Genomic DNA, 26,327 nt, shown 5'->3' on the forward strand with positions numbered 1-26,327 from the left:
AGCGGAGCGAGCACGCAGTGGTGGCCCCCACCCAGGGCCCCGGCGCGCTCCCGACCGGAGGGTGGGCACCGTGCGGATGTACCCGGAGCCGACGGGCGAGGTGCGCATGAGTCTGTCACTGCGTTTCGCCGCCGGATCGCACAAAGGCATGATCCGCGAGGGCAACGAGGACTCCGGTTACGCCGGTCCGCGCCTGCTCGCGATCGCCGACGGGATGGGCGGGCAGGCCGCCGGCGAGGTCGCCTCCTCCGAGGTGATCTCCACCATCGTCGCGCTCGACGACGACATTCCCGGCTCCGACGTCCTCACCTCGCTCGGCACCGCGGTGCAGCGCGCCAACGACCAGCTCCGCGCCATGGTCGAGGAGGACCCCCAGCTCGAGGGCATGGGGACCACCCTGACCGCGCTGCTGTGGACGGGTCAGCGGCTCGGTCTGGTGCACGTCGGCGACTCTCGCGCCTACCTGCTGCGTGACGGCGTCCTCACGCAGATCACCCAGGACCACACCTGGGTGCAGCGGCTCGTCGACGAGGGCCGCATCACCGAGGAGGAGGCCACCACCCATCCGCAGCGCTCTCTGCTGATGCGTGCGCTGGGCAGCGGCGACCATGTCGAGCCCGACCTGTCCATCCGCGAGGTGCGGGCCGGCGACCGGTATCTGATCTGCTCGGACGGGCTGTCCGGGGTGGTCTCCCACCAGACGCTGGAGGAGACCCTCGCCAGCTACCACGGCCCCGAGGAGACCGTGCAGGCGCTGATCGAGCTGGCGCTGCGCGGCGGCGGCCCCGACAACATCACCGTGATCGTGGCCGACGTGCTGGACCTGGACACCGGGGACACCCTCGCCGGGCACCTGTCCGACACGCCGGTGGTGGTGGGCGCGGTTGCCGAGAACCAGCACCATCTGCACGACAACGGCATCATGCAGACGCCCGCGGGCCGCGCCTCCGGCCTGGGCCGGCACGCGGCCGGGCCGGGCGGCGGCGGGTTCGGCCCGCCCGGCAGCGGCGACACCACCGGGTACATCCCGGCGGGCAGCTTCGGCGATTACACCGACGAGGACTTCGTCAAGCCGAGGAAGAGCCGCCGGTGGCTGAAGAGATCCTTCTACATCGTCCTCGTGCTCGCCGTCATCGGCGGCGGCTGCTACGGCGCCTACCGGTGGACGCAGACGCAGTACTACGTCGGTGCGAACGACGAGCACGTCGCGCTGTACCGCGGCATCAGCCAGAACCTGGCCTGGGTGTCGCTGTCCAAGGTGGAGAAGGACCACCCGGAGATCGAACTCAAGTACCTGCCGCCCTACCAGCAGAAGCAGGTCCAGGCGACGATCGCCGAGGGCGGTCTCAAGGCGGCCCAGTCGAAGATCTCCGAGCTGGCCGTGCAGGCGTCCGCGTGCAGGAAGGACGCCGAGCGCCGCACCGCGGAGTCCAAGAACCCCGCCAAGCCCGGTGGCACCACGGGAACCGCGGGCAACTCGCCGACGTCCAAGGCCTCGCCGACACCGAACCCCTCGGCGTCGGCGTCCAAGAACCAGACCGCACCCACTCCCACACCCGGCCCCACCCTCTCGGAGGAAGAGCAGAAGGTCGTCTCACTGTGCGGTAAGCAGTAAGCCAAGCCGTGAGGGGCCCTGTCACACCATGAGCAGCAGTACGAACACGTCGACGCATCACACGTCCACGATCGGCGCGATCGGTACACCGAGTCGCCGCAACACCGAGCTGGCACTGCTGGTGTTCGCCGTCGTCATCCCGGTGTTCGCCTACGCCAACGTGGGTCTCGCCATCAACAACAAGGTGCCGCCCGGCCTGCTGAGCTACGGCGTCGGCCTCGGCCTGCTGGCCGGCGTCGGCCATCTCGTCGTACGGAAGTTCGCCCCGTACGCCGACCCGTTGCTGCTGCCGCTGGCGACCCTGCTCAACGGCCTGGGTCTGGTGGTGATCTGGCGGCTCGACCAGTCGAAGCTGCTGCAGGCGATCCACCAGGCCGGCAGCGCGGCGCCGAAGCAACTGCTGTACACGGCACTCGGCATCGGCCTGTTCGTCGCCGTGCTGATCTTCCTCAAGGACCACCGGGTCCTGCAGCGCTACACGTACATCTCCATGGTCGCCGCGCTGGTCCTGCTGATCCTGCCCCTCGTCCCGGGACTGGGCGCCAACATCTACGGCGCGAAGATCTGGATCCACGTCGGCAGCTTCTCCATCCAGCCCGGTGAGTTCGCGAAGATCGTCCTCGCGGTGTTCTTCGCCGGCTACCTGATGGTCAAGCGTGACGCGCTCGCCCTGGCCAGCCGCCGCTTCATGGGCCTGTACCTGCCGCGCGGCCGCGACCTCGGACCGATCCTGGTCGTCTGGGCGATCTCGATCCTCATCCTGGTCTTCGAGACCGACCTCGGTACGTCGCTGCTGTTCTTCGGAATGTTCGTGATCATGCTGTACGTCGCCACCGAGCGGACCAGCTGGATCGTCTTCGGTCTGCTGATGTCCGCGGTCGGCGCCGTCGGCGTGGCGAGCTTCGAGCCGCACATCCAGACGCGCGTGCAGGCCTGGCTGAACCCGTACCACGAGTACCAGCTCAGCCGCACCGTCACCCACGACGGCATCATCCATTCCGACCAGTTGCAGCAGGCCCTGTGGGCCTTCGGCTCCGGCGGCACCCTCGGCACCGGCCTCGGCCAGGGACACTCCGACCTCATCAAGTTCGCCGCCAACTCCGACTTCATCTTCGCCACCTTCGGCGAGGAACTCGGCCTGGCCGGTGTCATGGCGATCCTGCTGGTGTACGGCCTGATCGTGGAACGGGGCGTACGCACCGCTCTGGCCGCTCGCGACCCGTTCGGCAAGCTGCTCGCCATAGGCCTGTCCGGCGGCTTCGCCCTCCAGGTCTTCGTGGTCGCAGGCGGCGTCATGGGCCTGATCCCGCTGACCGGTATGACGATGCCCTTCCTGGCCTACGGCGGCTCCTCCGTGATCGCCAACTGGGCGCTCATCGGCGTCCTGCTGCGCATCAGCGACACCGCGCGCCGCCCGGCCCCCACCCCCGCCGCCAACCCCGACGCCGAAATGACCCAGGTGGTCCGACCGTGAACAAGCCCCTGCGCCGGATCGCGATCTTCTGCGGGCTCCTCGTCCTCGCGCTGCTCATCCGCGACAACTGGCTCCAGTACGTACAGGCCGACAGCCTGCGCACCAATGCGGACAACCGCCGTGTGCTGATCGCCCGGTACTCCACACCGCGCGGCGACATCATCGTCGACGGCAGCCCGATCACGGGGTCCAAGGAGACGTCCAGCAACGGCCTCAACGACTTCAAGTACAAGCGCGTCTACAAGGACGGCGCGATGTGGGCGCCGGTCACCGGCTACGCCTCCCAGGCCTTCGGCGCCACGCAACTCGAGTCCATCGAGGACGGCATCCTCACCGGCACCGACGACCGGCTGTTCTTCCGCAACACGCTGAACATGCTGACCGGCAAGCAGCAGCAGGGCGGCAACGTCGTCACCACGCTGAACGCGGCCGCGCAGAAGGCGGCGTACAACGGGCTGAAGCAGGTCGGCGGCAAGGGCGCGGCCGTGGCGCTCGACCCGCAGACCGGCGCGATCCTGGCGCTGGCCTCCTACCCGTCGTACGACCCGTCGACGTTCGCGGGCAACTCCACCTCGACCGACACCAAGGCCTGGTCGGCGCTGCTGAAGAAGAACAACCCGAGCGACCCGATGCTCAACCGGGCGCTGCGCGAGACCTACCCGCCGGGCTCCACGTTCAAGGTGGTCACCGCGGCGGCGGCGCTGGAGAACGGGCTGTACACCAGCGCGGACGACCCGACCAGGTCCCCGCTGCCCTACACCCTCCCGGACACCAGGACACCGCTGAAGAACGAGGGGAACATCCCCTGCGAGAACGCGACCCTGCGGACCGCGCTGCAATACTCCTGCAACACCGTCTTCGGCAAGATCGGCGCCGACCTCGGCAAGGACAAGATGCTCGAGGAGGCGAAGAAGTTCGGCTTCGACTCCGAGCAGTTCACGCCGGTGCGCTCGGCCGCCTCCAACTTCCCCGAGAAGATGGACCGGCCGCAGACCGCGCTCAGCTCCATCGGCCAGTTCGAGACCGCCGCGACCCCGCTGCAGATGGCCATGGTCGCCTCCGCCGTCGCCAACGACGGCAAGCTGATGAAGCCGTACATGGTGGACAAGCTGCAGGCACCCAGCCTGGACGTGATCAGCCAGACCCAGCCGCAAGAGCTCAGCCAGCCGCTGTCGGAGAAGAACGCCCAGATCCTGCAGTCGATGATGCAGACCGTCGTCGAGAAGGGCACCGGCACCAACGCGCAGATCCCCGGTGTCACCGTGGGCGGCAAGACCGGTACCGCCCAGCACGGCCTGAACAACAGCGAGAAGCCGTACGCCTGGTTCATCTCGTTCGCCAAGCTCAAGGACGGCAGCTCGCCGGTCGCCGTGGCCGTGGTGGTCGAGGACGACAAGGCCAACCGTGAGGACATCTCCGGTGGCGGCCTCGCCGCCCCCATCGCGAAGAACGTCATGGAGGCGGTCATCAACAGCAAGAAGTGACCTCGCCTCCAGCAGGAAGTGACGCCGCTCACGTCGCCTTCACATAGCCGCACGTTGGGATACCGGTCCTGTATCGGGTTCCGGGCTTGGCCAGGTCATACAAAGCGAGCCGGGTACCGTAGGCCCGGACGGCAGCCTCCGGCCGCACACCACTGTGCGGCCGAGACCGACGGAGAGGGCTGGTAGGAAGCTATGGAAGAGCCGCGTCGCCTCGGCGGCCGGTACGAGCTGGGCCAGGTGCTCGGCCGTGGTGGCATGGCCGAGGTCTACCTCGCGCACGACACCCGCCTGGGCCGCACCGTGGCGGTGAAGACGCTGCGCGCCGACCTGGCGCGCGACCCTTCCTTCCAGGCCCGGTTCCGCCGGGAGGCCCAGTCGGCCGCCTCGCTCAACCATCCCGCGATCGTCGCGGTGTACGACACGGGCGAGGACTACATCGACGGGGTCTCGATCCCGTACATCGTCATGGAGTACGTCGACGGCTCCACGCTGCGTGAGCTTCTTCACAGCGGCCGCAAGCTGCTGCCGGAGCGCGCCATGGAGATGACCATCGGCATCCTCCAGGGCCTGGAGTACGCCCACCGCAACGGCATCGTCCACCGCGACATCAAGCCCGCGAACGTCATGCTGACGCGCAACGGCCAGGTCAAGGTGATGGACTTCGGCATCGCCCGCGCCATGGGCGACGCCGGCATGACGATGACGCAGACCGCGGCGGTCATCGGCACCGCCCAGTACCTCTCGCCGGAGCAGGCGAAGGGCGAGCAGGTCGACTCCCGTTCGGACCTGTACTCGACGGGCTGCCTGCTCTACGAGCTGCTGACGGTCCGCCCGCCCTTCGTCGGCGACTCCCCGGTCGCGGTGGCCTACCAGCACGTCCGCGAAGAGCCCCAGCCGCCGAGCGTCTTCGACCCCGAGATCACGCCCGAAATGGACGCGATCGTGCTGAAGGCGCTGGTCAAGGACCCCGACTACCGCTACCAGAGCGCCGACGAGATGCGCGCCGACATCGAGGCGTGCCTCGACGGCCAGCCGGTCGCCGCGACTGCGGCCCTGGGCTCCGTCGGATACGGCGGCTACCCCGACGACCAGCCGACGACGGCCCTGCGTTCCGACCCGGGCGCCGGCGTGACGACGATGATGCCGCCGATGAGCCCGGACGAGGGGGGCTTCGGCTACGACGACCGCCCGGACCGCCGCCGCCAGCAGAAGAAGTCCAACACCTCCACGATCCTGCTGGTCGTCGCGGGCATCCTGGTCCTGGTCGGCGCGATCCTCATCGGCAAGTGGATCTTCAGCGGCCACGGCGGCGTCGGCAACGACACCGTGCCGGCCCCGAGCCTCGTCGGCCAGTCCCAGAAGGACGCGCAGACACTCGCGGACAACTCGGACCTGAAGCTGTCCATCTCCAAAAAGCCCTGCGCCGATCAGCAGAAGGGCAACGTCTGCTCCCAGAACCCCACGGCGAACACCGAGGTCAAAAAGGGCAGCACGATCAGTGTCGTGGTGTCGACGGGGGCGCCGAAGGTGGCGGTGCCCGACGTGAGCGGGCTGCAGTTCGACGACGCGAAGTCCCAGCTCGAGGGCAAGGGCTTCGTCGTCAACCAGAAGACGGAGGAGTCCGACCGGACTCCGGGCGTCGTCATCAGCCAGGACCCCGCCGGCGGCACGGAGAAGGAAAAGGGCTCGACGATAACCCTCACGGTGGCCGCGGCCCCGCAGAAGGTCCCCGTGCCGGATGTGAGCAACCAGAGCTGTGACGCCGCCAAGCAGCAGATGCAGGCCAGCGGCCTGACGGGCAACTGCACCGACGTTCCCACCAACGACCCGAACCAGGACGGCAAGGTCATTCAGACCGTGCCAGGGATCGGCCAGCAGGTCACGAAGGGCTCCACGGTCCAGATCCAGATAGGCAAGGCACAGAACACCCAGGTTCAGGTCCCGAACATCCAGGGCCAGAAGCTGAAGGACGTCAAGAACGCACTGGCGCAGGTAGGCCTTCAGGTCGGTAACATCACCGGCTCCCAGGACGACAACGCCATCGTGGTGGGCTCCAACCCGGGACAGGGTCAGCAGGTCAACAAGGGCACCGTGGTGAACCTGTTCACCGCAGGCCCGAACAACGGCAACAACGGCGGTAACAACGGCGGCGGCTTCTTCAGCGGCCTGACCGGCGGCTGAACCCGGCCGGGCCGCACCGGCCCCACGACGACCGAGCCCCGGCCCCCGAGAAGGGGTGCCGGGGCTCGGTCGTGCACCGGGAGATGTCTCAGCCCAGCTCCTTCGGCGGCGTCCGCTCGCTGTCCACCTTGTCGACCCGCACCAGCTCGCCCCACACGATGTACCGGTACTCCGACGTGTAGACCGGCGTGCACGTCGTCAGGGTGATGTAGTGGCCCGGCTTCTTCACGCCCGCCTCCTTCGGGACCGCCGAGAGCACCTTGACGTTGTACTTCGACGTCTCGGGGAGGATCGCGAAGACCTTGTAGACGTACCAGTCGTCCTTCGTCTCGAAGACGATCGGGTCGCCCTTCTTCAGCTTGTCGATGTTGTGGAACTTCGCCCCGTGCCCGTCCCGGTGCGCGGCCAGCGCGAAGTTGCCCGCCTTGCCCGTCATCGGCAGCGTCGCCTTGACCGGGTCCGTGTAGTAGCCGGCGACGCCGTCGTTGAGGACGTCCGTCGACGTGCCCTTCTCGACCAGCACCTCGCCGTTCTTCATCGCCGGCACGTGCAGGAAGCCGATGCCGTCCTTCGTGTCCAGGGCGCCCGGACCGCTGTCCTTCTCCGCCGCCCAGTGGTCGCGCACCTCGTCGCCCTGCCGGTCGGCCTTGCGGTCCGCTATCACGTTCGTCCACCACAGGGAGTAGACGACGAACAGGCCCAGCACCAGGCCCGCCGTGATCAGCAGCTCGCCGAAGACGCTGACCGCCAGCGCGATCCGGCCACGCCCGCGACGTCGCCGTGCGGACGAGGAGGCGTCGGGGCCGGGTGACGGCGCGTCGGTCTGCTCGTCCTGGTCGGTGGTCACTCCCACTGCATCCGCTCCGTCTGTTCCACGTGCCTGTGCATCCACGTGCGCCACCACAAGGGCACGTGTCCTAAGAAATGAGCGCGTCCGGCTTGCCCTCGCTGCGCGGCCGTTCCTCGACCATCTTGCCCCACACGATCAGCCGGTACTTGCTGGTGAACTCCGGCGTGCAGGTGGTCAGCGTGATGTAACGGCCAGGTGCGGTGAAACCCGAACCCTTCGGGATCGGGTCAAGAACGCTCGTGTTCGCCGGGGACGTCACCGGCAGCATCGACGTCATCTTGTAGACGTAGTACTCGTCCTGCGTCTCCACGACGATCGCGTCACCCGGCTGGAGACGGTTGATGTACCGGAACGGCTCGCCGTGCGTGTTCCGGTGCCCGGCGAGCCCGAAGTTGCCCGTCTTGTCGCTCGGCATCGCCGTCTTCAGGGTGCCCTCCCCGTAGTGACCGACCATGCCCTTGTCGAGCACCTGCGTCTTGCTGGTGCCCTCCGCGATCGGTGCCACCACGTCCAGCTTCGGGATGTGCAGAATCGCGAAGCCCTGCCCCGGCGCGAACACCCCGGGCTCCCGCTTGCCGTTCGCCCAGTCCTGCTGGAGATGCTGCGCGGCGCTGCCCGCCTCCTGGTGCGCCCGCACGTTCGACCACCACAGCTGGTACGTCACGAACAGCAGCATCACCACCCCGGTCGTGATGAACAGCTCGCCCACCACCCGGCTCACCACGACCGCCGCACCGGGCTTCTGCGCCCGCGCCGCCCGCCGGGCCTCCACCCGCGAGCGCGGCGCCTGAACAGGCGCCCCAGCGGCCTTCTCGGGCGCCTGCGACCCGCTTCCGTGCCGCCCCCCGTGCCTGCGTGCCGCCTTGCGCCGCTCGGCACGGCCCCCGGGCGCCGGAGCGGCCCCGGCACCCCGGTCCGTGGCCCGCCGCGCCTCCTCCACGTCCGCGACACGCAACGCGACGGTCTCGTCGTCCACCGGCAACGACTCGCCGTACGCCGGGGCCGACGCGGGCCGCGGTTCCTCGTACGAGGGAAGCACCGCCGTCGCGTCGTACCCCTGCTGGGGCTCGTACGCCTGCTGCGGCGCCTGCTGCCCGTATCCCCCGGCGCCCTGCCACTGAGGACCCGGCTCCTGCCCCTGCCACACGCCGAAGTCCCCGTACGGCTCCTGCCCGTACGAGGACCCTTGCTCCGCGGCGCCCCCGTAGGCGGCGCCGGTCTCGCGCTCGGGGCGCAGCGCGGTCACGCCGTGGCCCTGCCCACCACCGGGGCGAGCCCCGCCGACCTCGCCACGGCCTCCCGGTCACCGCACTCGACCAGCCAGTTGGCCAGCATCCGGTGCCCGTGCTCCGTCAGCACCGACTCGGGGTGGAACTGCACACCCTCCACCGGCAGCTCCCGGTGCCTGAGGCCCATGATGATCCCGTCGCGCGTACGCGCCGTCACCTCCAGCTCGGCCGGGACGGTCGCCGGTTCCGCGGCCAGCGAGTGGTAGCGGGTCGCCGTGAAGGGGGACGGCAGGCCCGCGAAGACACCCCTGCCCTCGTGCTCCACCAGCGACGTCTTGCCGTGCAGCAGCTCCGGCGCCCGGTCGACGACACCGCCGTACGCCACCTGCATCGACTGCATGCCCAGACAGACCCCGAAGACCGGGACGCCCGTCGCGGCGCAGTGGCGGACCATGTCGACGCACACGCCCGCCTCCTCCGGCGTGCCCGGCCCGGGGGACAGCAGGACGCCGTCGAAACCGTCCTGCGCGTGCGCCGTCGAGACCTCGTCGTTGCGCAGCACCTCGCACTCGGCGCCCAGCTGGTACAGGTACTGCACCAGGTTGAAGACGAAGCTGTCGTAGTTGTCGACGACGAGAATGCGCGCACTCACTGGTTGTCCACCGTCACATCGTTGAAGGGCAGCAGCGGTTCGGCCCACGGGAAGACGTACTGGAACAGGACGTACACCACGGCCAGGACCAGCACGACGGAAATCAGTGCCCTCACCCATGCGTTCCCCGGCAGATGCCGCCAGATCCAGCCGTACATGCCGTCCCTTCCGTCTCGCCACGGCACCAGACTCACGCCGTACGCCACCAGACTACTGGCGCAGAGCCGCCGGTTTCCCTGCGTCCACAGGCTGTGTGGAATCCAGGTGCGCCCAGACGATCAGCCGGTGACTGTGCCCCCACTCGGGATCGCACGTGGTCAGCGTCAGATAGCGACCCGGACGCGTGTACCCGGACGTACGTGGCACAGGGTCGATCACTTCAACGTCCGTCGGCACGGTTTTGTAAGGGCCTTTGTCGATCCGATACGTGAACCAGGTGGTCCCGTCGGTGAGGACCACCGCGTCGCCGGTCCGCAGCCGGGGGAAGTCCTTGAAGGGATCGCCGTAGGTGCGGCGGTGGCCGGCGACCGCGAAGTTGCCCACCTGACCGAGCCGGGCGGTGCCCGTGTAGTGGCCGAGCCCGTTCTTCAGGGTGTTCACGGCGGTGTCCTCGAGCACGGGCTTGTTCCACGTGAAACCGAACCGCGGGATGTACATGACGGCGAACGCCCTGCCCGCGGCGTACGGCCCCGGGGAGCCGGGGCTCGCGGCGCCCGTCGGCGCGGCGGTCGTGCGCACCGTCTCCTTCGCCCACTGCCTCTGCAGCCGGCCGATCTGGTCGTTCATCGCGCTGTCCGCCTTCACCCCGGTCCAGAACAGCACGTAGACCACGAACAGCACGATCAGGGCACCCACGGTGACGCACAGTTCGCTGACGGTCCTCACGATCACGCGCACCGGCTCGGATCCCCCCAGCGGCAGCGGGTCCCTACTCCACGGGCTTGGCGTAGTGCAGGTCCACTGTGCCCGAGTAGCCCGGAAGAGTCACCGTGCCGTCCTCGGTGACTTTCCAGCCGAGGCCGTAGACGTTGACGTACACCATGTAGTTCTGGATCGCCGGTGAGTCGGCGAGCGCCTTCTGCAGCTTCTCCGGGTCGCCGACCGCGGTGATCTTGTAGGGGGGCGAGTACACGCGGCCCTGGAGGATCAGGGTGTTCCCGACGCAGCGCACGGCGCTGGTGGAGATCAGCCGCTGGTCCATGACCCTGATGCCCTGGGCGCCGCCCTGCCACAGCGCGTTCACCACGGCCTGCAGGTCCTGCTGGTGGATCACCAGGTAGTCCGGCTGGGGCTCGGGGTAACCGGGGAGCTTGGCGGTCGCGTTCGGCGGGGCGTCGTTGAGGGTGACCGTGACGGCCCTGCCGGTGAGCTTCTGGGTGCCGGCGTTCTTCTCCAGCGCCGCGAGCCGGTCCTGCTCGGCCTTGCTGGTGCTGCCGCCGTTGCTCTTGGCCAGGGCCTCCACGGAGGAGCGCAGGGCGGCGTCGGACTCGTCGAGCCGGGCGTTCTTGCGGCTGCGCTCATGGATCAGGTCGGACAGCTTCAGCAGCGAGGTGTCCGTGCGGATGTTGGTGCCCTTGGCCGTGTTGAAGCTCGTCATGAACAGAAGGCCGGCGAGAGCGAAGACGCCCACGGTGAGCAGCCGCACGGGCCGGAATCGGCGCGTGCGGCTGGCCGGGGATCCCGCATCCGGGGAACCGGAACCCGCCCGGGGTGAGTCGGCCGTATCGCTCACGTACCCTTATCTCCTTCGGCGCCGCGGAAGCACTACGCTAACGGACGCCCGGGGGAGCGCTCATCGTCCCCTTGTACGCTGCCCCCGGAGCCAGCCCCAGTTCCCTGCGCGGCGACGCAGCGCATCGACAGGAGAGACCCTCGTGCCGAAGTCACGTATCCGCAAGAAGGCCGACTACACGCCGCCGCCGTCCAAGCAGGCCCAGGCCATCAGGCTGGAGAACCGCGGGTGGGTCGCACCGGTCATGCTGGCGATGTTCCTCATCGGGCTCGCCTGGATCGTCGTCTTCTACGTGACCGACGGGTCGCTGCCGATCCACGCGCTGCGCAACTGGAACATCGTGGTGGGCTTCGGGTTCATCGCCGCCGGGTTCGGCGTCTCCACCCAGTGGAAGTAGGGGCCTGACGCCCGTCGGCGGCCGGCTCTGCCCACAGCTGCACACCGAGTTATCCACAGCCCTGTCCACAGATCTTCCGGTCAGTGGAAAAAGAAAGACGATCTGTGGATAACCCGTCGGACATTGACGCCGGTATGACGGAATCACCGGCCTCCGTAAACCTGTTCGCCCCCTGTCTCACCTGGGAAAACTCCGGTCGGTGACAGGGGGCACGCACGTTCCCACCGCCATGCACAAGATCCCGGGTCGGTCTGTGGACAACTCTGGGTACAAGCCCGGGCTACGGCCTGTGCACATCCGCCACTCAGGTGAGCTGGGCCGTTCTCACCAGTGTCATGACGACCACGGCGGCCAGCACCAGCGCGCACACCCCGTACTGCACGAGGGCGCGCCGCTCGCGCGGGGCGTGGACCATGGCGTAGCCGACCACGACGCCGCCGACGAGTCCCCCGATGTGGGCCTGCCATGCGATGTTGCTCCACCCGAAGGTGAAGATCAGGTTGATCACCAGCAGGGCGATGACGGGCCGCATGTCGTAGCGGAGCCGGCGCATGAGCACGGCGGTGGCGCCGAACAGGCCGAAGATGGCGCCGGAGGCGCCGAGCGAGGGCTGGGTGGGCGCGGCGATCAGATAGGTGAGGGCGCTGCCGGCGAGCCCGGAGACGAAGTAGAGGGCGAGGTAGCGGGCGCGGCCGAGGGCCGCCTCCAGCGGGCCGCCGATCCACCACAGGCTGAGCATGTTGAACAGGATGTGGATGTAGCCGCCGTGCAGGAACATCGCGGTCAGCAGTCGGTACCACTGGCCTTCCGCCACTCCCTCGATCGGGCCGGAGATCGAGAAGCGGGCCTGTCCGACGAGGTCGAAGTGGTTGGTGAAGGTGTCGCCCAGCGAGAGCTGGAGCAGGAAGACGAGCAGGTTGATCCCGATGAGGACCTTCGTGAGCAGCCGGGGGTCGGCCGTGACCGTGCCGCCCGCGAGTGTGCGCGGCCGGGAGGCGGCCGGGGCGTGGCCCGTGCCGGAACCGGTGCGGACGCACTCGGGGCACTGGAAGCCCACTGAGGCGTCGACCATGCACTCCGGGCAGATGGGGCGCTCGCAGCGGGTGCAGCGGATGCCGGTCTCGCGGTCCGGGTGCCGGTAGCAGACCGGCAGCTCCCGGGCCTCGGACGGCCTCTGGTTCTGCGGGCCCTGCGGGCTGCCTGGCGCCTGGTCCATGGGGTCCCTCACTTCTCCGTACGACGGGGGTGCCCCGCCCCTCCTTGTACGGATGGGCGGGGCGCTTTTGTTCCCTCGTGCGGGGTGCCCCGTGGGGGTCAGCCCTCGCGGGTCTCGACGACGACGGACTCGATGACGACGTCGTTGACCGGGCGGTCGGTGCGCGGGTTCGTCTGGGTGGTGGCGATGGAGTCCACGACCTTCTGGCTGGCCGCGTCGGTGACCTCGCCGAAGATCGTGTGCTTGCGGTTCAGCCAGGCCGTCGGGGAGACCGTGATGAAGAACTGCGAGCCGTTGGTGCCCGGGCCGGCGTTGGCCATGGCCAGCAGGTAGGGCTTGTCGAAGCGGAGGTCCGGGTGGAACTCGTCCTCGAACTGGTAGCCGGGTCCGCCGGTGCCGTTGCCCAGCGGGTCACCGCCCTGGATCATGAAGCCGCTGATCACCCGGTGGAAGACCGTGCCGTCGTAGAGCTTCTTGGCGGACTTCTCGCCGGTGGCGGGGTGGGTCCACTCACGCTCGCCCTTGGCGAGTTCGACGAAGTTCTTGACCGTTTTGGGGGCGTGGTCCGGGAAGAGCCGGACATGGATGTCGCCGTGGTTGGTCTTCAGGGTGGCGTAGAGCTGCTCAGCCACGATCTGCCTTCCGGTTGTCCTTTGTGACCCCCCGATCCTCGCACGCTACGCCCTCCGCGTCGTCCGGCGACCACGTCCGGGCGAACATCGGTCGGTGGTTCCCGTGATGGCGGCCGGTGCGGGGCCCGGCGGCGGACGGCATGCGGGCCGGTGGCGGCCGCGGGCGTGTGGAAAACCGGTCGAGTCCTGCCGTCTCAAGGGCGCGGCGGGTCGATCCGTGGCATTGTCGAGGACAAGCTCCTGTTACTCCGTATTCATCCGCTCTTGCACGTGATCGGCCGATGTGCGTGATCGTCTCTCGTCGTCCGCCCGGGCGGGGACCGCGATGGCCCGCTTGAGGCCGCATGACCCGGATGCCCTTCGTCGCATGCCCGGGTGGTGTTCGACAGGCATGATCCGTAAAAGGCTGGAAAGTCGAATTACCGTACGCCACCGAGGAGGAGGAACCCCGTGACCCGCATCGACAGCGTGCGCGCCGCGACCGGTTCGGCGAAGGACAGCGTGCTGCATGCCGCGGAAGTGGTGGCGCCCTACGCCGACACGGCCAAGGACAAGGCAGCGCACTACGCACACGAGGCGCGTGTCCGTCTCGCGCCCAAGGTGTCGCAGGCCGCCGAGCAGGCTCGCGTCCAGTACGACGCCCATCTGGCCCCGCGTCTGGAACAGGCCCGCGCCCATGTGCCGCCGGCCGTGGACCAGGCGGCGGTCCGCACCCGTAAGGCGGCCCGGCAGGCGGCCCGGCAGGCGGCCGACTACTCCCGTCCGAAGATCGAGCAGGCGGTCGCCGCGGCCGCCCCGGTGCGGGACGAGGCGGCGGCCCGCGGGGCGGCGGCGCTGGCCGCGCTGCGCGGTCAGATCTCGCCGCGGCAGATCGAGAAGCTGGTCCGCCGGCAGCGGCGGCGGGCGAGGGCCGGCCGTGTCGCGAAGGGTCTGGCCCTGCTGGGCCTCGCGGCGGGCGGCGCCTTCGCCGCCTGGAAGTGGTGGGACAAGCAGGCGAACCCCGACTGGCTGGTCGAGCCGCCTGCCGCGACCGAGGTTCCGCAGAGCGAGCGGCTGTCGTCGGTGGACGGCAGCGGTCCGAGTGTGCTGGACCCGGAGGTGGAGGCGAAGCAGGCCGAGGAGGACTCCACGGACGGCGACGACCGCCACTGAGTCCGCCCGGTCGGCGTCAGGGCCGCCATCACGCCGTGGGGCAGGGGGAGGTGAGGGTTCCCCTGCCCCACGGCGCTTTCACGTGGAACCAGGGAGGGCGTTCACGTCTCCCCGCCGTGATGACGTTTGCAATGTCTCCGGTGTGCGGGTTCCGTGGAGACTTCGTTCACTCAGAGCACGCTCTCGCTCACGCACGCCGGGGCGGACCAGGTCGCACCGGGGCACCTCGCCCGCCCCGGTGCGCCGCCGTACGCCGTCGGATCCCGGAGGGGATCTCGCGGTACCCGGCCTTCGCCGGTTGTTCGCGCTACGGATCGCAACGGCTGCAAATTCTCTCTGTGACCGGAGTCACGGGGCGCGCAAAAACCGGCCGACCGCCGCGAAGCGGCGTCCGACCGGTTTCGAGTGTGGAGCCTAGGGGAGTCGAACCCCTGACATCTGCCATGCAAAGACAGCGCTCTACCAACTGAGCTAAGGCCCCGAGAAGAGACGTCCGGCCGGTCGGACGAGGACCGGCGGGCGCTGCGGACCAGCGTACCGGGTCCGGGCCGGTATCTCACAAAAAGATGGGGGGTCCCCGTGGACGACCACTCTCCGTAAGATGCTCGTCGTGGTTCGCTACAGCGAACCGCGGTTTTTGGGGAAGCGATGGGGAGACGCAATGGACGCCGCACAGCAGGAAGCCACCGCAAGAGCGCGGGAGCTGCAGCGGAACTGGTACGGGGAGCCGTTGGGGGCGCTCTTCCGTAGGCTCATCGAGGATCTCGGGCTCAACCAGGCCCGTCTGGCGGGGATACTCGGTCTGTCCGCTCCGATGCTGTCGCAGCTGATGAGCGGTCAGCGGGCCAAGATCGGCAACCCGGCGGTGGTCCAGCGGGTGCAACTGCTGCAGGAGTTGGCGGCGCAGGTGTCGGACGGCAGTGTCAGCGCGGCCGAGGCGACCGAGCGCATGGAGGAGATCAAGAAGTCCCAGGGGGGCTCGGTGCTGAGCAACACCACGCAGACGACGAACAGTTCGGGTGCGCCCACGGTGAAGCGGGTGGTGCGTGAGATCCAGTCGCTGCTGCGCTCGGTGGCGGCGGCGGGGGACATCATCGAGGCTGCGGACACCCTCGCCCCGAGCCATCCCGAACTGGCAGAGTTCCTCCGGGTGTACGGCGCCGGCCGCACGTCCGACGCGGTCGCCCACTACCAGTCACACCAGAGCTGAGCCGAGGCCTTTGCCGCCGGGGACTCTCGCGCCGGGGGGTGCGCGGGGGTCCTCGTCTCCGTCCGGAAGGGGGAGCGACGTACGACCATGGGTGAGGTCTTCGCCGGGCGGTACGAACTGGTCGATCCCATCGGGCGCGGGGGAGTCGGTGCGGTCTGGCGCGCCTGGGACCATCGCAGGCGCCGTTACGTGGCCGCGAAGGTGCTCCAGCAGAGCGACGCCCACTCCCTGCTGAGGTTCGTGCGCGAGCAGGCGCTGCGCATCGACCATCCCCATGTGCTGGCGCCCGCGAGCTGGGCCGCGGACGACGACAAGGTGCTGTTCACCATGGACCTGGTCGCCGGTGGCTCGCTGGTCCATCTCGTCGGGGACTACGGCCCGCTGCCCCCGGTCTTCGTCTGCACCCTTCTGGGCCAGTTGCTGTCCGGGCTCGCGGCCGTGCACGCGGAGGGGGTCGTGCACCGGGACATCAAGCCCGCCAACATCCTTCTGGAGGCCACCGGTACGGCCCGGCCCCGGTTGCGGCTGTCGGACTTCGGCATCGCCATGCGGCTGGGCGAGCCGCGGCTGACGGAGACCGACTACGTGGTGGGCACCCCCGGTTATCTCGCCCCGGAGCAGTTGCTCGGCGCGGAGCCGGACTTCCCGGCCGACCTGTTCGCCGTGGGCCTGGTGGCGCTGTACCTGCTGCAGGGCGCCAAGCCCGACGCGAGGGCGCTGGTCGAGTACTTCGCGGCCAACGGGACGCCGGGGGCGCCACAGGGCATACCCGGGCCGCTCTGGGAGGTCGTCGCGAACCTGCTGCAGCCGGATCCGGCCGCGCGGTTCCGTACGGCGACCGGGGCGCGCAAGGCGCTCGCCGCGGCCGTGGAGCTGCTGCCGGAGCCGGGGCCCGACGAGGAGCAGGTGGAGATCTTCGACCAACTCGGGCCGCTTCCGGCGGGGTTCGGTGCCATGGGGCCGGAGCGTGCGGGGGCGGGCGCAGCGGTCGGCGGGGGGCCGGCGCGGGGGGTCTCGGCGTCACGGCCGGCGTACGGTTCGATACCGCCGCGGCCGAGCACGGCGCCCCCGACGACCGGTGCGGGCTCGACCGGTGGCGGGCCCGCGGGTGCGGGCACCGGAACGCCCGCACCGCCGCCTCCCCCTGCCGTACGGCCTGCGGCCGCTCCCCTCGTCGTACCGCCCAGACCCACGGTGGATCCCACGCCGTCGCCCCCTCCGGCACCGACGGCCGGTCCCACACCGACGGCCGGTCCCACACCGACGCCCACGCAGACGGCCGGCCCGGCACCGGCGTACGACTCCACGCCCACGTACGACTCCACAGCGACGGCCGGTCCGACGCCGACGCCCATGCCCATGCCCACGCCCACGCCCACGCCCACGCCCACGGCCGGTCCCGTGCCGCTTCCGCGGCCGTCCACCATGTCGGACACCGGGAGTTTCCATCTGCCGCCGCCACTGCCGCGCGAGGCGGTCCCCGCGGTGCCACGCCCGCCCGCCCGGCCGCCGTCACCGCCCGAGGGGGCCGTGGCCCCGGCGCCTGCCCCGCGCCACGACCCGTCGCATGTGCCCTCGGCCAGGGCGCCCGCGGCGGCCCCGGCGGTCGCCGTCCGGCAGCCCCCGCCCGCTCATGCCGTACCGTCCCCGCACGCCCCCACACAGCCGCAGCGGGCCGCGCGGCACAGCAGGCGAGCGGCCGCCCCGCGCCCCGGACCGCCCGCGAAGGTCGCCGTGCCGGTCCTGCTCCTCGCGCTCCTGTGCTACGCGGTCGGATTCTGGGCGCTGACGCGGATCTGAGCGGCGGTCAACCGGCCCATCGGCTCCGCGCCCGCCGCCGGGCGGCCACCGTCCACCCCACGAGCACGAGGACCAGCGCGGTCCCCGTGCCGATTCCGCCGACCGCGACCAGTGTCATCGTGCGAGGTTCCCCGTACCCGCCGCCTCCGGGCGCGGCCGTTCCCTCTCCCCCGCCGCTTCCGCCCCCTCCTGTTCCGGCGGCGGCGTCCAGCCGGTCGGCCGCCGTCACCCGGAACACGTCGCGCGGCGCGGACCACCCCGCGTACGCCGGAGGGGGCGTCGCCGTCCCGCTCACCCGGACGCGCAGCGTCAGCCCGAACGGGCCGTCCCCGAACCGTTGCGCCACGGGTGCCGCGAGGTGCACGACGAGGTAGTACCAGCCCGCGAACCGCATCCCGCTCGTGCGGTCGCCGACGGCATGGCGGTTGGCGTAGGCGACGGGCGGCAGGGGGGTGAGGGCCGCCGAGGTCTGGGTGCCGCCGTAACCGGTGGTGGCGTCGTCGACGTGGGCGCGGACGGGGTTGTACAGGGCCATCGCCAGGGCGGTGCCGACGTAGCCGCCGCCGAAGGAGCCGCCGGGGGAGCTGCCCAACTCGGCGGTGGCGGAGAGCTGCTGGCCCCAGTCGACGGGCACCTTGTAGAAGAGGGTCTGCCCCGGTCTGATCGCGTCCTGCCAGACGCCCTGCGCGAGGGCGCTCGCCGTGGCGAAGCCGGCTCCGCCCGCGCGCCGGGTGGGGTCGCCCAGCAGGGGGTCGGGGGTCGCGGAGTTCCAGGCGCCGGGTGGAGCGGTGGCCGTGGCGTCCGCGCCCCGCACGGAGGATTCGGACACGTAGTCCAGCTCCAGGTCCCAGGCGCCGGTGGCGGAGCCGGACAGGTCGCGCCGCTCGACGACCGCGTAGTACACCCCGGCGTCCTTGCAGCCGTAGCCACCGGGCCCGGTCTCGCGCGCGGCCCATGCCGCGATGGGGTGCGGGCTCTGGGTGGGGCCGAAGTGTGTGGTGCCGGAGGAGCAGGTGGTGCCGTCGGCGTCCTGGACGGAGACCCTGAGACCGTCGGAGGCGGAGACCTGGGCCCCGGCCCGGGGGACGGCGGTCGCGGAGACGTAGGCGTCGGTGGAGGCGTCGAGGTCCAGACGGTAGTAGAGCCGGCCGGCTGCGGGCAGGGCGGCCCGGTAGGTGTGTCCGGGATCGAGGCGTGCGGCGTCGGTGGTGCCGGTGGCGCCCCGGACCGTTCTCGCGTCGGGCGCGAAGGCGTACGGAGGGGGTGTGCCGTCGGCGGCCGGGTTGGCGGGCGCGGCTCGCGCCGGGAGGGCCGGGATGACACCGAGCGCCGCCACCGTGCACAGCGTCACCACCGAGTGCGCCCGCGTGAGCCCGCGCCTGCGCGCTCCGGACCGCGCTTCCGTGCGCCACCGCATCCCGCGTCCCCCTCTGGCCGTATGCCGCCCCGGACCGTCGCCCATCCTGCCCCGCAGGCCACAGAAGCACTCGCGGATCACGCGGGAGCGGCTGAAACTCCTGCCCCCGGTTCGTTCGCCACGGCACCCGCTTCCTCGGCGGACGGCAATCCGCCGGGGGGCCCCGCTGTCCCGGAGAACACGAAACCCCGACCGCGCCGGCGGTCGGGGTCTGCTCTGAACTGTGTGTCTGTCGGAACTCACGAACCCGTGGGCACGGAGTCAGTCGCCTCCGTCCACAGATCCTGCTCGGCGCGATCCGCCTGGATCTGGCGGTACACGAGGAGCCCGCCGATGGCGGCCAGTGCGACCAGGAGAAGCTTCTTCACCGCGCGACCTCGTCTTTCCTTGACGTAGGGGACCTCTGGCGCCCGACTATACACACCGATCGATATCGATCGGTGACCTGAGCCGACGCTCAACTCGGGCCCGGCACACCGCAGTACGACCGGCCCCCGCCACTCCGATCTGCGGGTGATCGGACCTCACCGTGTGTGACGTTCACCGCCCTCCGCCGTCGCTTTCCGGCCTTCTCGGCCCCGTGCGGTCCCGTGCGGCCCCGTGCGCCCATCCGGGTGGTGTTCATCCGAAGATCGATGCGGCACGGGCGTCGGTCCACCACTTCGCAGCCCCCATACACATCATGAGGAAAGTACGCAAATCGCCCAACCCGAAAGTGAGGGGTCATGGCCCGGAACAAGGTCATGAAGCTGTGGACCGCCGTCGTCACGGCCTTCCTGGCACTGTGCGCCGCGCTCGGATTCGCCACCACGACCGCCACCGCGGCCCCCGCCGTGTCCGTACCGCAGCCGCAGCCCGCGCGCAACTCCGGCGCGCACGTGACGCTGCCGGGACCGGCACACGGGCACTGGGCCGGCCATCAGTCCCTGCCCCCCACCATGAAGCAACGCATCAGGGCCGAGGCCCACGGCTCCGCCCCGTCCTGCCGTCACCGACCGTCCGCGGGCACCGCCGGCACCCCGCCCCTCGCCCGCCACGCGCTCCGCTCCCACGAGGCCTCGGGACCCTTCCACGAGCCCACCGTGCGGCTGCGCAGCTGACGGACCCTCCGGACACACTCGGGACACATCACCGGCGACTTTGCGTACGAGCCGACGGCGGACGGCCCGGCACCTGCTCCCAGGTGCCGGGCCGTCCGCCGTGCGGTCGCCTCCGGGGCCGGCGCCCTTCCCCCGAGTCCCCGGGGCCTCCGCGGCACTAGGCTGGGCCGACGGCCCCGGCGGACCGGCGGGACGGCCCGGCGACCGCGCGGAGCCGGTCTTCGTCACTCCCCCTGGAAAGGTGGTGAGCGCTGCCGTGAGCCGGCGCGTCATCGTCGTCACCGCGGTCCACGCCCCGTCGGCCCGGTTCCTGCCGGAGGCGTACAAGTCCCTGTGCGAACAGTGGCTTCCGGAGGGCTGGGAGTGGCACTGGGTGATCCAGGAGGACGGGGAGACGGACGCCGTCCGCCCGTATGTGCCGGACGACGAGCGGGTGACCTTCCGTCAGGGCCGGTCCGGCGGGCCCGGCGTGGCCCGCACGATCGCCCTGGCGCACACCGACGGGCCGTACGTGAAGGTGCTGGACGCCGACGACCAGCTCCCGCCGGGCACCCTGGCCCGCGACCTGGCCGTCCTTGAGGCGGATCCCGCCCTCGGCTGGACCACGTCCCGCGCGCTGGACCTCCTTCCCGACGGATCGACGGCCGGCTTCCCCGGCGATCCGGCGGACGGGCCGGTCGAACGCGGCGCGGTCCTCGACTTCTGGAAGGCGAACGGCTTCCGCGCCCAGGTCCACCCCGCGACGCTGTGCGTGCGGCGCGACCTCCTGATGGCGCTGGGAGGCTGGATGGCACTGCCGGCGTCGGAGGACACGGGCCTGCTGCTCGCGCTGAACGCCGTGAGCCGGGGCTGGTTCACGCAGGAGGTGGGCCTGCTGTACCGGAAGTGGGAGGGGCAGGCCACGGGGCAGTCCGCGCATGTCGATCCCGCGGAGCGGGAGCGGCGCATGGCGGTCGTGGAGGCGAGGGCCAGGGCGCTGGCGTCGTGCGGCTGGCGCTACCCGAGCGGCACGAGCACCGCCTGACCCCTGGCCCCGACCGGGTAGCGCACCGCGTCATGTCTTCCAGGGGGGCGCGCCCCTAACCACCGGCGGCGGCGAGCCAGTGGGCCACGCGGCGGACCGTGGGCTCCTCGAGCCGCTCGACCAGTGCCTGGACAGCCGCGGTGTCCTCCGGTGCGAGGTCGTACAGGCCCGCCTTGCTCAGACCGGCCATGAGCACCTGGTGGCGGCGCCCGGCCATGCGTTCGGTGAGCTTGCTCGGCTCCTCGGGGCTCTCCACAGGCCCCTGCGGCGATGCCGTGGCGGCCTTGTTCTCCGGCGTGCCGAACAGATGCCAGGCGCCGTCCTTCGGGCCCCACAGCACCATCGTCACGTCGTCTCCGCGCGCCCGCACGGCCCGGGTCATCTCACCGACCGCGTACAGCACGGGAGAGCGTTGGGGCGACTCGGCCGCCACCCGCCAGGAGGCCGTGGACGGTTGGTGGACCATCGCGACCCACCGTGGGGTACCCGGCGGCTGAGGAGTCCGAGGACGTGTCTGCACGGCACCCACCCTTTCGGAAGACGGCACGGCAGGCCGACCATAACTGACGGATCGTCAGCTATCCAGGGATGTGCCGCACCGAGGGCGGTTCCGGACTCCGGGGGGAGCGGGCGTCCGTGCAGTTCCGTCCAGTCCCCGAAGACGGGTGCGGCCATCCGGTTCCACGCCGGGATGTCCGCACGCCGCGTTCCGCGCGCCCCACCGGGTTCGGCACCGGTCCCTCCCCACGTGGAGACCGGTGCCGAACCCGGTGGTGGCGTCGACCCGAGCCGTACGGCGCGGTCGAGGGAAGTCCGGGCGCGTCGAGGACCTGCGGCGTCATGAAGCGCCTGCGCGGACGCCGGTCCGGGTGCCGGTCCGGGCGCCGCGCGGTCGATCCGCGCCCGCGCCGCGATCCTGCCAGCTCAGGGCCGCACCGAGGAGATTCCGGTACCGACCGGACGACTTAGCCGCAGGTCAGCCATATAGAGTGAGTTTTCCGGTCCGGACGTCCAGGTGCGGGGGAAGTAAGGGGTGGGGGCCTTGAGTTCCGACTCAGGGGCACGCACGGCCTTCGCGGAACGTCTCGCGCTGCTGTACAGGGAGGCCGGCAACCCTCCCCTCAAACGCGTGGCCGAGGCGGTCGTACGGCTGCAGCGGGTCGACGAACGAGGGCGGCCCGTGCGGGTGTCCGCACAGCGCATCAGCGACTGGCGGCGGGCCAGGAACGTGCCCGCCCAGTTCGCCGCCCTGGCGGCGGTGTTGCACGTCCTGATCCCTGAGGCACGGCGCTCGCGCCCCGCGCCCGTGTCCACGGGCCTGTACGACCTGGCCCAGTGGCAGCGCCTGTGGGAGCGCGCGGTCGCCGACCCGGCCGGCGACCGCCCCCCGGCACCCGCGGAGGAGACGGACGCGGACGAGCGGCCGGCCGCCGGCGCCCCGCCCGTCCCCGGTGGCGTGTGCCCGTACCGGGGGCTGTCCGCCTACCGCCAGGAGGACGCCCGGTGGTTCTTCGGCCGGGAGCGGTGCACGGCCGCCCTTCTCGCACAGCTCGAAGCGGCCGAGAGCACCGGCGGCCTGGTCATGCTCGTCGGCGCCTCCGGAGCGGGGAAGTCCTCCCTGCTGAACGCCGGACTGGTGCCCGCCCTGCGCGGCGGTCGGGCAAGGGACGTGCTGCAGCTCGTGCCGGGCGGCGATCCCCTCGCCGAGCTGACCCGCCGGATACCCGAGCTCGCCCCCGTCCTGGCCGCCGCCCGGGAGAGGGAGACGGACGCGCCCGGCACGACGCGCTTCGCGGACGCGGTGCGGGAGGCCGTCACGGGCTGGGCGCGGCGCGAGACGTCCTGCGCCGCCCGCCCGGTGGTCATCGTGGACCAGTTCGAGGAGGCGTTCACCCTCTGCTCCGACGAGGCGGACCGGCGCACGTTCGTCCGGCTGCTGCACGCCGCGTGCTCGCCCGACGCCCCCGAAGAGCCGGCACCCGTCCTCGTGGTCCTCGGCATACGCGCCGACTTCTACGAGCAGTGCCTCGGGTATCCCGAACTGTCCGACGCGCTGCAGCACCGGCACATGGTGCTCGGGCCGCTGACCACCGCGGAGCTGCGCGAGGCGGTGTCCGGCCCGGCCAAGGCCGTGGGGCTGGAACTCGAACCGGGGCTGGCGGAGCTGATCGTCCGGGAGGTGAGCGCCGACGGGCCTCGCGGGGCGCACGACGCGGGCGTGCTGCCGCTGCTCTCCCACGCCCTGCTGGCCACCTGGCAGCGGCGGAAGGCGGGGAGGCTGACGCTGGCCGGCTATCGCGCGGCGGGCGGGATCCAGGGAGCCGTGGCGGCGACCGCCGAGCGGGCCTGGTCCGGCCTCGATCCGGCGGCCCGTACGGCGGCGCGGCTGCTCCTGCTCAGGCTGGTCAGGCTGGGCGAGGACACCCAGGCCACCCGCAGGCGGGGGACGCGGCGCCAACTGGCCCAGGAGTCGGCGGATCCCGGGAAGACGGAGGAATCGCTCGAAGCGCTGGTCCGCGCCCGCCTGGTGACGCTCGACGCGGACACCGTGGAGATCACTCATGAGGCGCTGCTCCACGCCTGGCCGCGCCTGCGCGACTGGATCGACGAGGACCGGAACGGCAACCTGCTGCGGCAGCGGCTGGAGGAGGACGGCAGGGCCTGGGAGGCCTCGCACCGCGATCCGTCACTGCTGTACCGGGGCTCCCGGCTGGAGCAGGCCCACACCTGGGCGAAGTCCTCCGGTGACACCTTTCTGACCCGCAGCGCGGTGGAGTTCCTGGCCGCCTCGGTCAGGCTGCGCAGGCGCAGCGTCCGGCTCCGGCGCGGCGCGGTGGCGGCTGTGGTGGTGCTGGCGTTGCTGGCGATCGGTTCGTCGGTGATCGCCTGGCAGCAGCGGGACGACGCGGTGTTCGAGCAGGTGGTCGCCGAAGCAGATCGTGTGCAGTACACCGATCCGTCGTTGTCCGCCCAGCTCGACCTGGTGGCCCACCGTCTGCGGCCGGGCGACGAGGCCACCAACAGCCGGCTGATCTCCATCGTGAACTCGCCGCTGGCCACGCCGCTGCTCGGCCACACCGGCGCCGTCTACCTCACCACGTTCAGCCCGAACGGCCGGATCCTGGCCACCGCCAGCTACGACCGGACCGTGAGGCTGTGGGACGTCGGCGATCCGAACCGCCCGAAAGCCCTGGGCAAGCCCCTCACCGGTCACACGAGCTGGGTGAGCAGTGCGGTCTTCAGCCCGGACGGCCGCACCCTCGCCAGTGCCTCGGACGACGGGACGGTCCGGTTGTGGGACGTACGCGACCCCAGCAGGCCGAAGCCGCTGGGCGCGCCGCTGACGGGCCACGACGGCACGATCTACCTGGTCGCCTTCAGCCCGGACGGCCGCACGCTGGCCACCGCCAACGAGGACCACACCGTCCGCCTGTGGAACACGAGCACCCCCGGCCGGCCCAGGTCCCTCGGCACCCTGACCGGTCACACCGCCGCCGTGCGCTCCGTCGCGTTCAGCCCGGACGGCCGGACCCTGGCCGCCGGCGGGGACGACAACACGGTCATGCTGTGGGACATCGCCGACCCGGGCCACCCCGAGCGGACCGGTCCGACGCTCACCGGGCACACGGGCACGGTGCACTCCGTGGCCTTCAGCCCCGACGGCGACACGCTGGCCAGCGGCAGCGCGGACGACACCGTACGGCTGTGGAACGTGACCGACCCCGGGCACGCGCAGTCTCTCGGCTCACCGCTGACCGGCCACACCGGCCCGGTCTGGTCGGTGGCCTTCAGCCCCGACGGCGGCAAACTCGCCGCTGCCAGCGCGGACAGCACGGCGAGCCTGTGGAACGTCGGCGACCCGGCGTACCCGTCGCAGGTCGGCCAGCCCCTCGCGGGCAGCAGCGGCGAGATGTACGCCCTGGGCTTCAGCCCCGACGGCCGCACCCTCGCCACCGGGAGCGGCGACAGCAAGGTCCGTCTGTGGTCGGTGCCGACCTCGGACATGATCGGCCGCAGCGGAACGTTCCGCCCGGACGGCCGGGTGCTCGCCACGGCCGGGCGCGACGGGCGGATCCGGCTGTGGAACGTCGCCGATCCGGCCCGGCCCGTCTCGCTGAGCAAGCCGTTCATGCCCGCCGACGGCGACGACCATTCGCTGGTGTTCTCCCCGGACGGCCGCACCCTCGCGGTGCTGACGGGCAGCCGGAGGGTCTACCTGTGGAACGTCGCCGACCCTGCCCACCCGGTCTCCTCCGGGCCGCCCGTCGCCCTGCGGACCCGGTTCATGGGCCCGGACGCCCTCGCCTACAGCCCGGACGGGCGCACCCTGGCGACCGCCTACGACGACCGCACGATCCAGCTCTGGAACGTCGCCGACCCGTCCCGCGTCGTCCCGTTCGGCAGGCCGCTCACCGGCCACAGGGGTTTCATCGACGCTCTCGCCTTCACCCCGGACGGCCGCACCCTGGCCAGCGGCAGCGCGGACGGCACCGTCCGCCTGTGGAACGTGACCGACCCGTCCCGCACGACGCTGCTCGGCAGGCCGCTCACGGGCCACACCGGGCCCGTCAACGTGCTCGCCTACGGCCCGGACGGCCACACGCTGGCCAGCGGCAGCGACGACGACACGGTCCGGCTGTGGGACATCACCGACCCCCTCAGGGCGAAGCCCCTCGGCTCCTCGCTCACGGGCCACTCGGAAGCGGTGGTGTCGCTGACGTTCAGCCGGGACGGCCACGGCCTGGCGAGCGGCGGCGACGACAACACCGTCCGCCTGTGGAACGTCACCGTCCCGTCCCAGGCGGCTCCCATCGGGGAGTCGATGAGTCCCCACGCCAAGACGGGCAGCTTCCTGTCGTTCAGCCCCCGGAGCCACCTGCTCGGGGTGTCCAGCGGCGCCGACACCATCCGGCTGTGGAATCTGGACGTCAGCGAGGCGATCCGCCGGATCTGCTCGACCACCCGGGGCGTTCTGACGCCGGGGACCTGGCACGAGTACCTGCCGCGGCTCTCGTACGACCCTCCGTGCACCCGGCAGTGATCCGGATCACAACCGCTCACCACCGTCCGGCAGACCTCCCCCGCGACACAGGTCACCTTGTTACCCTTGGCCATAGCCCGATCGCCGGTGCATCCCCCGTCGCCGGCGGTCGGGCCTTTCC

The 26,327-nt window shown here is 71.1% G+C and carries 21 protein-coding genes and 1 tRNA gene; 11 read left to right on the forward strand and 11 right to left on the reverse strand.

Annotated features, from left to right (window positions below; translation table 11 throughout):
* Window positions 1-106: 106 nt before the first annotated feature.
* From ACZ4SW_RS26620 to pknB, 4 genes are all read left to right on the forward strand, one after another.
* Entirely contained in the window at window positions 107-1,615 is a 1,509-nt protein-coding gene (locus ACZ4SW_RS26620) for a Stp1/IreP family PP2C-type Ser/Thr phosphatase (RefSeq protein ID WP_468250650.1), read from the forward strand.
* Window positions 1,616-1,643: 28 nt separating this feature from the next.
* Window positions 1,644-3,089, forward strand: a complete 1,446-nt coding sequence (locus ACZ4SW_RS26625; RefSeq protein ID WP_468250651.1) for an FtsW/RodA/SpoVE family cell cycle protein — start codon at window positions 1,644-1,646, stop codon at window positions 3,087-3,089.
* The gene (locus ACZ4SW_RS26630) at window positions 3,086-4,573 is read left to right on the forward strand and encodes a peptidoglycan D,D-transpeptidase FtsI family protein (RefSeq protein ID WP_468250653.1); all 1,488 of its coding nucleotides are present in this window, start codon (window positions 3,086-3,088) and stop codon (window positions 4,571-4,573) included. Before ACZ4SW_RS26625 ends, ACZ4SW_RS26630 begins: the two co-directional genes overlap by 4 nt.
* A 192-nt stretch (window positions 4,574-4,765) precedes the next feature.
* Window positions 4,766-6,754, forward strand: coding sequence for a Stk1 family PASTA domain-containing Ser/Thr kinase (gene pknB, locus ACZ4SW_RS26635; protein WP_468250655.1), 1,989 nt, complete (start codon window positions 4,766-4,768; stop codon window positions 6,752-6,754).
* Window positions 6,755-6,842: 88 nt separating this feature from the next.
* Here the strand turns inward: pknB and ACZ4SW_RS26640 are convergent, their stop codons facing one another.
* The 5 genes from ACZ4SW_RS26640 to ACZ4SW_RS26660 all read right to left on the reverse strand — a co-directional run bounded on the left by ACZ4SW_RS26640 (window position 6,843) and on the right by ACZ4SW_RS26660 (window position 11,217).
* Window positions 6,843-7,607, reverse strand: a complete 765-nt coding sequence (locus tag ACZ4SW_RS26640; protein ID WP_468250657.1) for a class E sortase — start codon at window positions 7,605-7,607, stop codon at window positions 6,843-6,845.
* Between the two features lie 64 nt (window positions 7,608-7,671).
* Complete coding sequence (locus ACZ4SW_RS26645) at window positions 7,672-8,850, reverse strand: class E sortase (RefSeq protein WP_468250659.1); 1,179 nt, start codon at window positions 8,848-8,850, stop codon at window positions 7,672-7,674.
* Window positions 8,847-9,485 (reverse strand): aminodeoxychorismate/anthranilate synthase component II, encoded by a 639-nt coding sequence (locus ACZ4SW_RS26650; protein WP_468250661.1) that lies wholly within the window; start codon window positions 9,483-9,485, stop codon window positions 8,847-8,849. Before ACZ4SW_RS26650 ends, ACZ4SW_RS26645 begins: the two co-directional genes overlap by 4 nt.
* A gap of 210 nt (window positions 9,486-9,695) precedes the next feature.
* Window positions 9,696-10,382 (reverse strand): class E sortase, encoded by a 687-nt coding sequence (locus ACZ4SW_RS26655; protein ID WP_468250662.1) that lies wholly within the window; start codon window positions 10,380-10,382, stop codon window positions 9,696-9,698.
* Window positions 10,383-10,413: 31 nt separating this feature from the next.
* Window positions 10,414-11,217 carry a DUF881 domain-containing protein gene (locus ACZ4SW_RS26660; protein WP_468250663.1) on the reverse strand — a complete coding sequence of 268 codons (804 nt, stop codon included), beginning with the start codon at window positions 11,215-11,217 and terminating at the stop codon, window positions 10,414-10,416.
* 142 nt (window positions 11,218-11,359) lie between these two features.
* Between ACZ4SW_RS26660 and crgA the strand changes: the two genes are divergently transcribed.
* Window positions 11,360-11,614, forward strand: coding sequence for a cell division protein CrgA (gene crgA, locus ACZ4SW_RS26665; protein WP_468250665.1), 255 nt, complete (start codon window positions 11,360-11,362; stop codon window positions 11,612-11,614).
* Window positions 11,615-11,918: 304 nt separating this feature from the next.
* Here the strand turns inward: crgA and ACZ4SW_RS26670 are convergent, their stop codons facing one another.
* Window positions 11,919-12,830, reverse strand: a complete 912-nt coding sequence (locus ACZ4SW_RS26670; protein ID WP_468250667.1) for a rhomboid family intramembrane serine protease — start codon at window positions 12,828-12,830, stop codon at window positions 11,919-11,921.
* A gap of 98 nt (window positions 12,831-12,928) precedes the next feature.
* On the reverse strand, window positions 12,929-13,462 hold the full coding sequence (locus ACZ4SW_RS26675; RefSeq protein ID WP_468250669.1) for a peptidylprolyl isomerase: 534 nt from the start codon (window positions 13,460-13,462) through the stop codon (window positions 12,929-12,931).
* Window positions 13,463-13,912: 450 nt separating this feature from the next.
* On the opposite strand from ACZ4SW_RS26675, the gene ACZ4SW_RS26680 reads away from it, so the two are divergent.
* Complete coding sequence (locus ACZ4SW_RS26680; RefSeq protein WP_468250671.1) at window positions 13,913-14,614, forward strand: DUF5324 family protein; 702 nt, start codon at window positions 13,913-13,915, stop codon at window positions 14,612-14,614.
* A 408-nt stretch (window positions 14,615-15,022) separates the two neighbouring features.
* On the opposite strand, the gene ACZ4SW_RS26685 is transcribed toward ACZ4SW_RS26680, so the two are convergent.
* Window positions 15,023-15,095 (reverse strand) — tRNA-Ala (locus ACZ4SW_RS26685).
* A gap of 180 nt (window positions 15,096-15,275) precedes the next feature.
* On the opposite strand from ACZ4SW_RS26685, the gene ACZ4SW_RS26690 reads away from it, so the two are divergent.
* Together ACZ4SW_RS26690 and ACZ4SW_RS26695 are read left to right on the forward strand one after the other, a co-directional pair.
* Window positions 15,276-15,824: a DNA-binding protein gene (locus ACZ4SW_RS26690; protein WP_468250673.1), complete on the forward strand. Its 549-nt coding sequence runs from the start codon at window positions 15,276-15,278 to the stop codon at window positions 15,822-15,824.
* An 87-nt stretch (window positions 15,825-15,911) separates the two neighbouring features.
* Complete coding sequence (locus tag ACZ4SW_RS26695; protein WP_468250675.1) at window positions 15,912-17,624, forward strand: serine/threonine-protein kinase; 1,713 nt, start codon at window positions 15,912-15,914, stop codon at window positions 17,622-17,624.
* Window positions 17,625-17,631: 7 nt separating this feature from the next.
* On the opposite strand, the gene ACZ4SW_RS26700 is transcribed toward ACZ4SW_RS26695, so the two are convergent.
* Both ACZ4SW_RS26700 and ACZ4SW_RS26705 read right to left on the reverse strand, forming a co-directional pair.
* Window positions 17,632-19,041: a hypothetical protein gene (locus tag ACZ4SW_RS26700; protein WP_468250677.1), complete on the reverse strand. Its 1,410-nt coding sequence runs from the start codon at window positions 19,039-19,041 to the stop codon at window positions 17,632-17,634.
* Between the two features lie 239 nt (window positions 19,042-19,280).
* Window positions 19,281-19,409, reverse strand: coding sequence for a DLW-39 family protein (locus ACZ4SW_RS26705; protein ID WP_003999697.1), 129 nt, complete (start codon window positions 19,407-19,409; stop codon window positions 19,281-19,283).
* A 357-nt stretch (window positions 19,410-19,766) separates the two neighbouring features.
* Here ACZ4SW_RS26705 and ACZ4SW_RS26710 point away from each other — a divergent pair, with 357 nt between their 5' ends.
* On the forward strand, window positions 19,767-20,141 hold the full coding sequence (locus ACZ4SW_RS26710; RefSeq protein ID WP_468250679.1) for a DUF6344 domain-containing protein: 375 nt from the start codon (window positions 19,767-19,769) through the stop codon (window positions 20,139-20,141).
* Between the two features lie 256 nt (window positions 20,142-20,397).
* Complete coding sequence (locus ACZ4SW_RS26715) at window positions 20,398-21,165, forward strand: glycosyltransferase family 2 protein (RefSeq protein WP_468250681.1); 768 nt, start codon at window positions 20,398-20,400, stop codon at window positions 21,163-21,165.
* A gap of 55 nt (window positions 21,166-21,220) precedes the next feature.
* On the opposite strand, the gene ACZ4SW_RS26720 is transcribed toward ACZ4SW_RS26715, so the two are convergent.
* On the reverse strand, window positions 21,221-21,631 hold the full coding sequence (locus tag ACZ4SW_RS26720; protein WP_468250683.1) for a hypothetical protein: 411 nt from the start codon (window positions 21,629-21,631) through the stop codon (window positions 21,221-21,223).
* 567 nt (window positions 21,632-22,198) lie between these two features.
* Here ACZ4SW_RS26720 and ACZ4SW_RS26725 point away from each other — a divergent pair.
* The gene (locus ACZ4SW_RS26725) at window positions 22,199-26,206 is read left to right on the forward strand and encodes an nSTAND1 domain-containing NTPase (RefSeq protein ID WP_468250685.1); all 4,008 of its coding nucleotides are present in this window, start codon (window positions 22,199-22,201) and stop codon (window positions 26,204-26,206) included.
* Window positions 26,207-26,327 lie beyond the last annotated feature (121 nt).

The sequence above is a fragment of the Streptomyces sp. NPDC028331 genome (assembly GCF_055565775.1).

Excerpts from the sequence above, each read along its gene's own strand:
- ACZ4SW_RS26620 (WP_468250650.1), top strand. The coding sequence starts at position 107 with ATGAGTCTGTCACTGCGTTTCGCCGCCGGATCGCACAAAGGCATGATC.
- ACZ4SW_RS26625 (WP_468250651.1), top strand. The coding sequence starts at position 1,644 with ATGAGCAGCAGTACGAACACGTCGACGCATCACACGTCCACGATCGGC.
- pknB (WP_468250655.1), top strand. The coding sequence starts at position 4,766 with ATGGAAGAGCCGCGTCGCCTCGGCGGCCGGTACGAGCTGGGCCAGGTG.
- ACZ4SW_RS26670 (WP_468250667.1), bottom strand. The coding sequence starts at position 12,830 with ATGGACCAGGCGCCAGGCAGCCCGCAGGGCCCGCAGAACCAGAGGCCG.
- ACZ4SW_RS26690 (WP_468250673.1), top strand. The coding sequence starts at position 15,276 with ATGGACGCCGCACAGCAGGAAGCCACCGCAAGAGCGCGGGAGCTGCAG.
- ACZ4SW_RS26695 (WP_468250675.1), top strand. The coding sequence starts at position 15,912 with ATGGGTGAGGTCTTCGCCGGGCGGTACGAACTGGTCGATCCCATCGGG.
- ACZ4SW_RS26700 (WP_468250677.1), bottom strand. The coding sequence starts at position 19,041 with ATGCGGTGGCGCACGGAAGCGCGGTCCGGAGCGCGCAGGCGCGGGCTC.
- ACZ4SW_RS26710 (WP_468250679.1), top strand. The coding sequence starts at position 19,767 with ATGGCCCGGAACAAGGTCATGAAGCTGTGGACCGCCGTCGTCACGGCC.
- ACZ4SW_RS26720 (WP_468250683.1), bottom strand. The coding sequence starts at position 21,631 with ATGGTCCACCAACCGTCCACGGCCTCCTGGCGGGTGGCGGCCGAGTCG.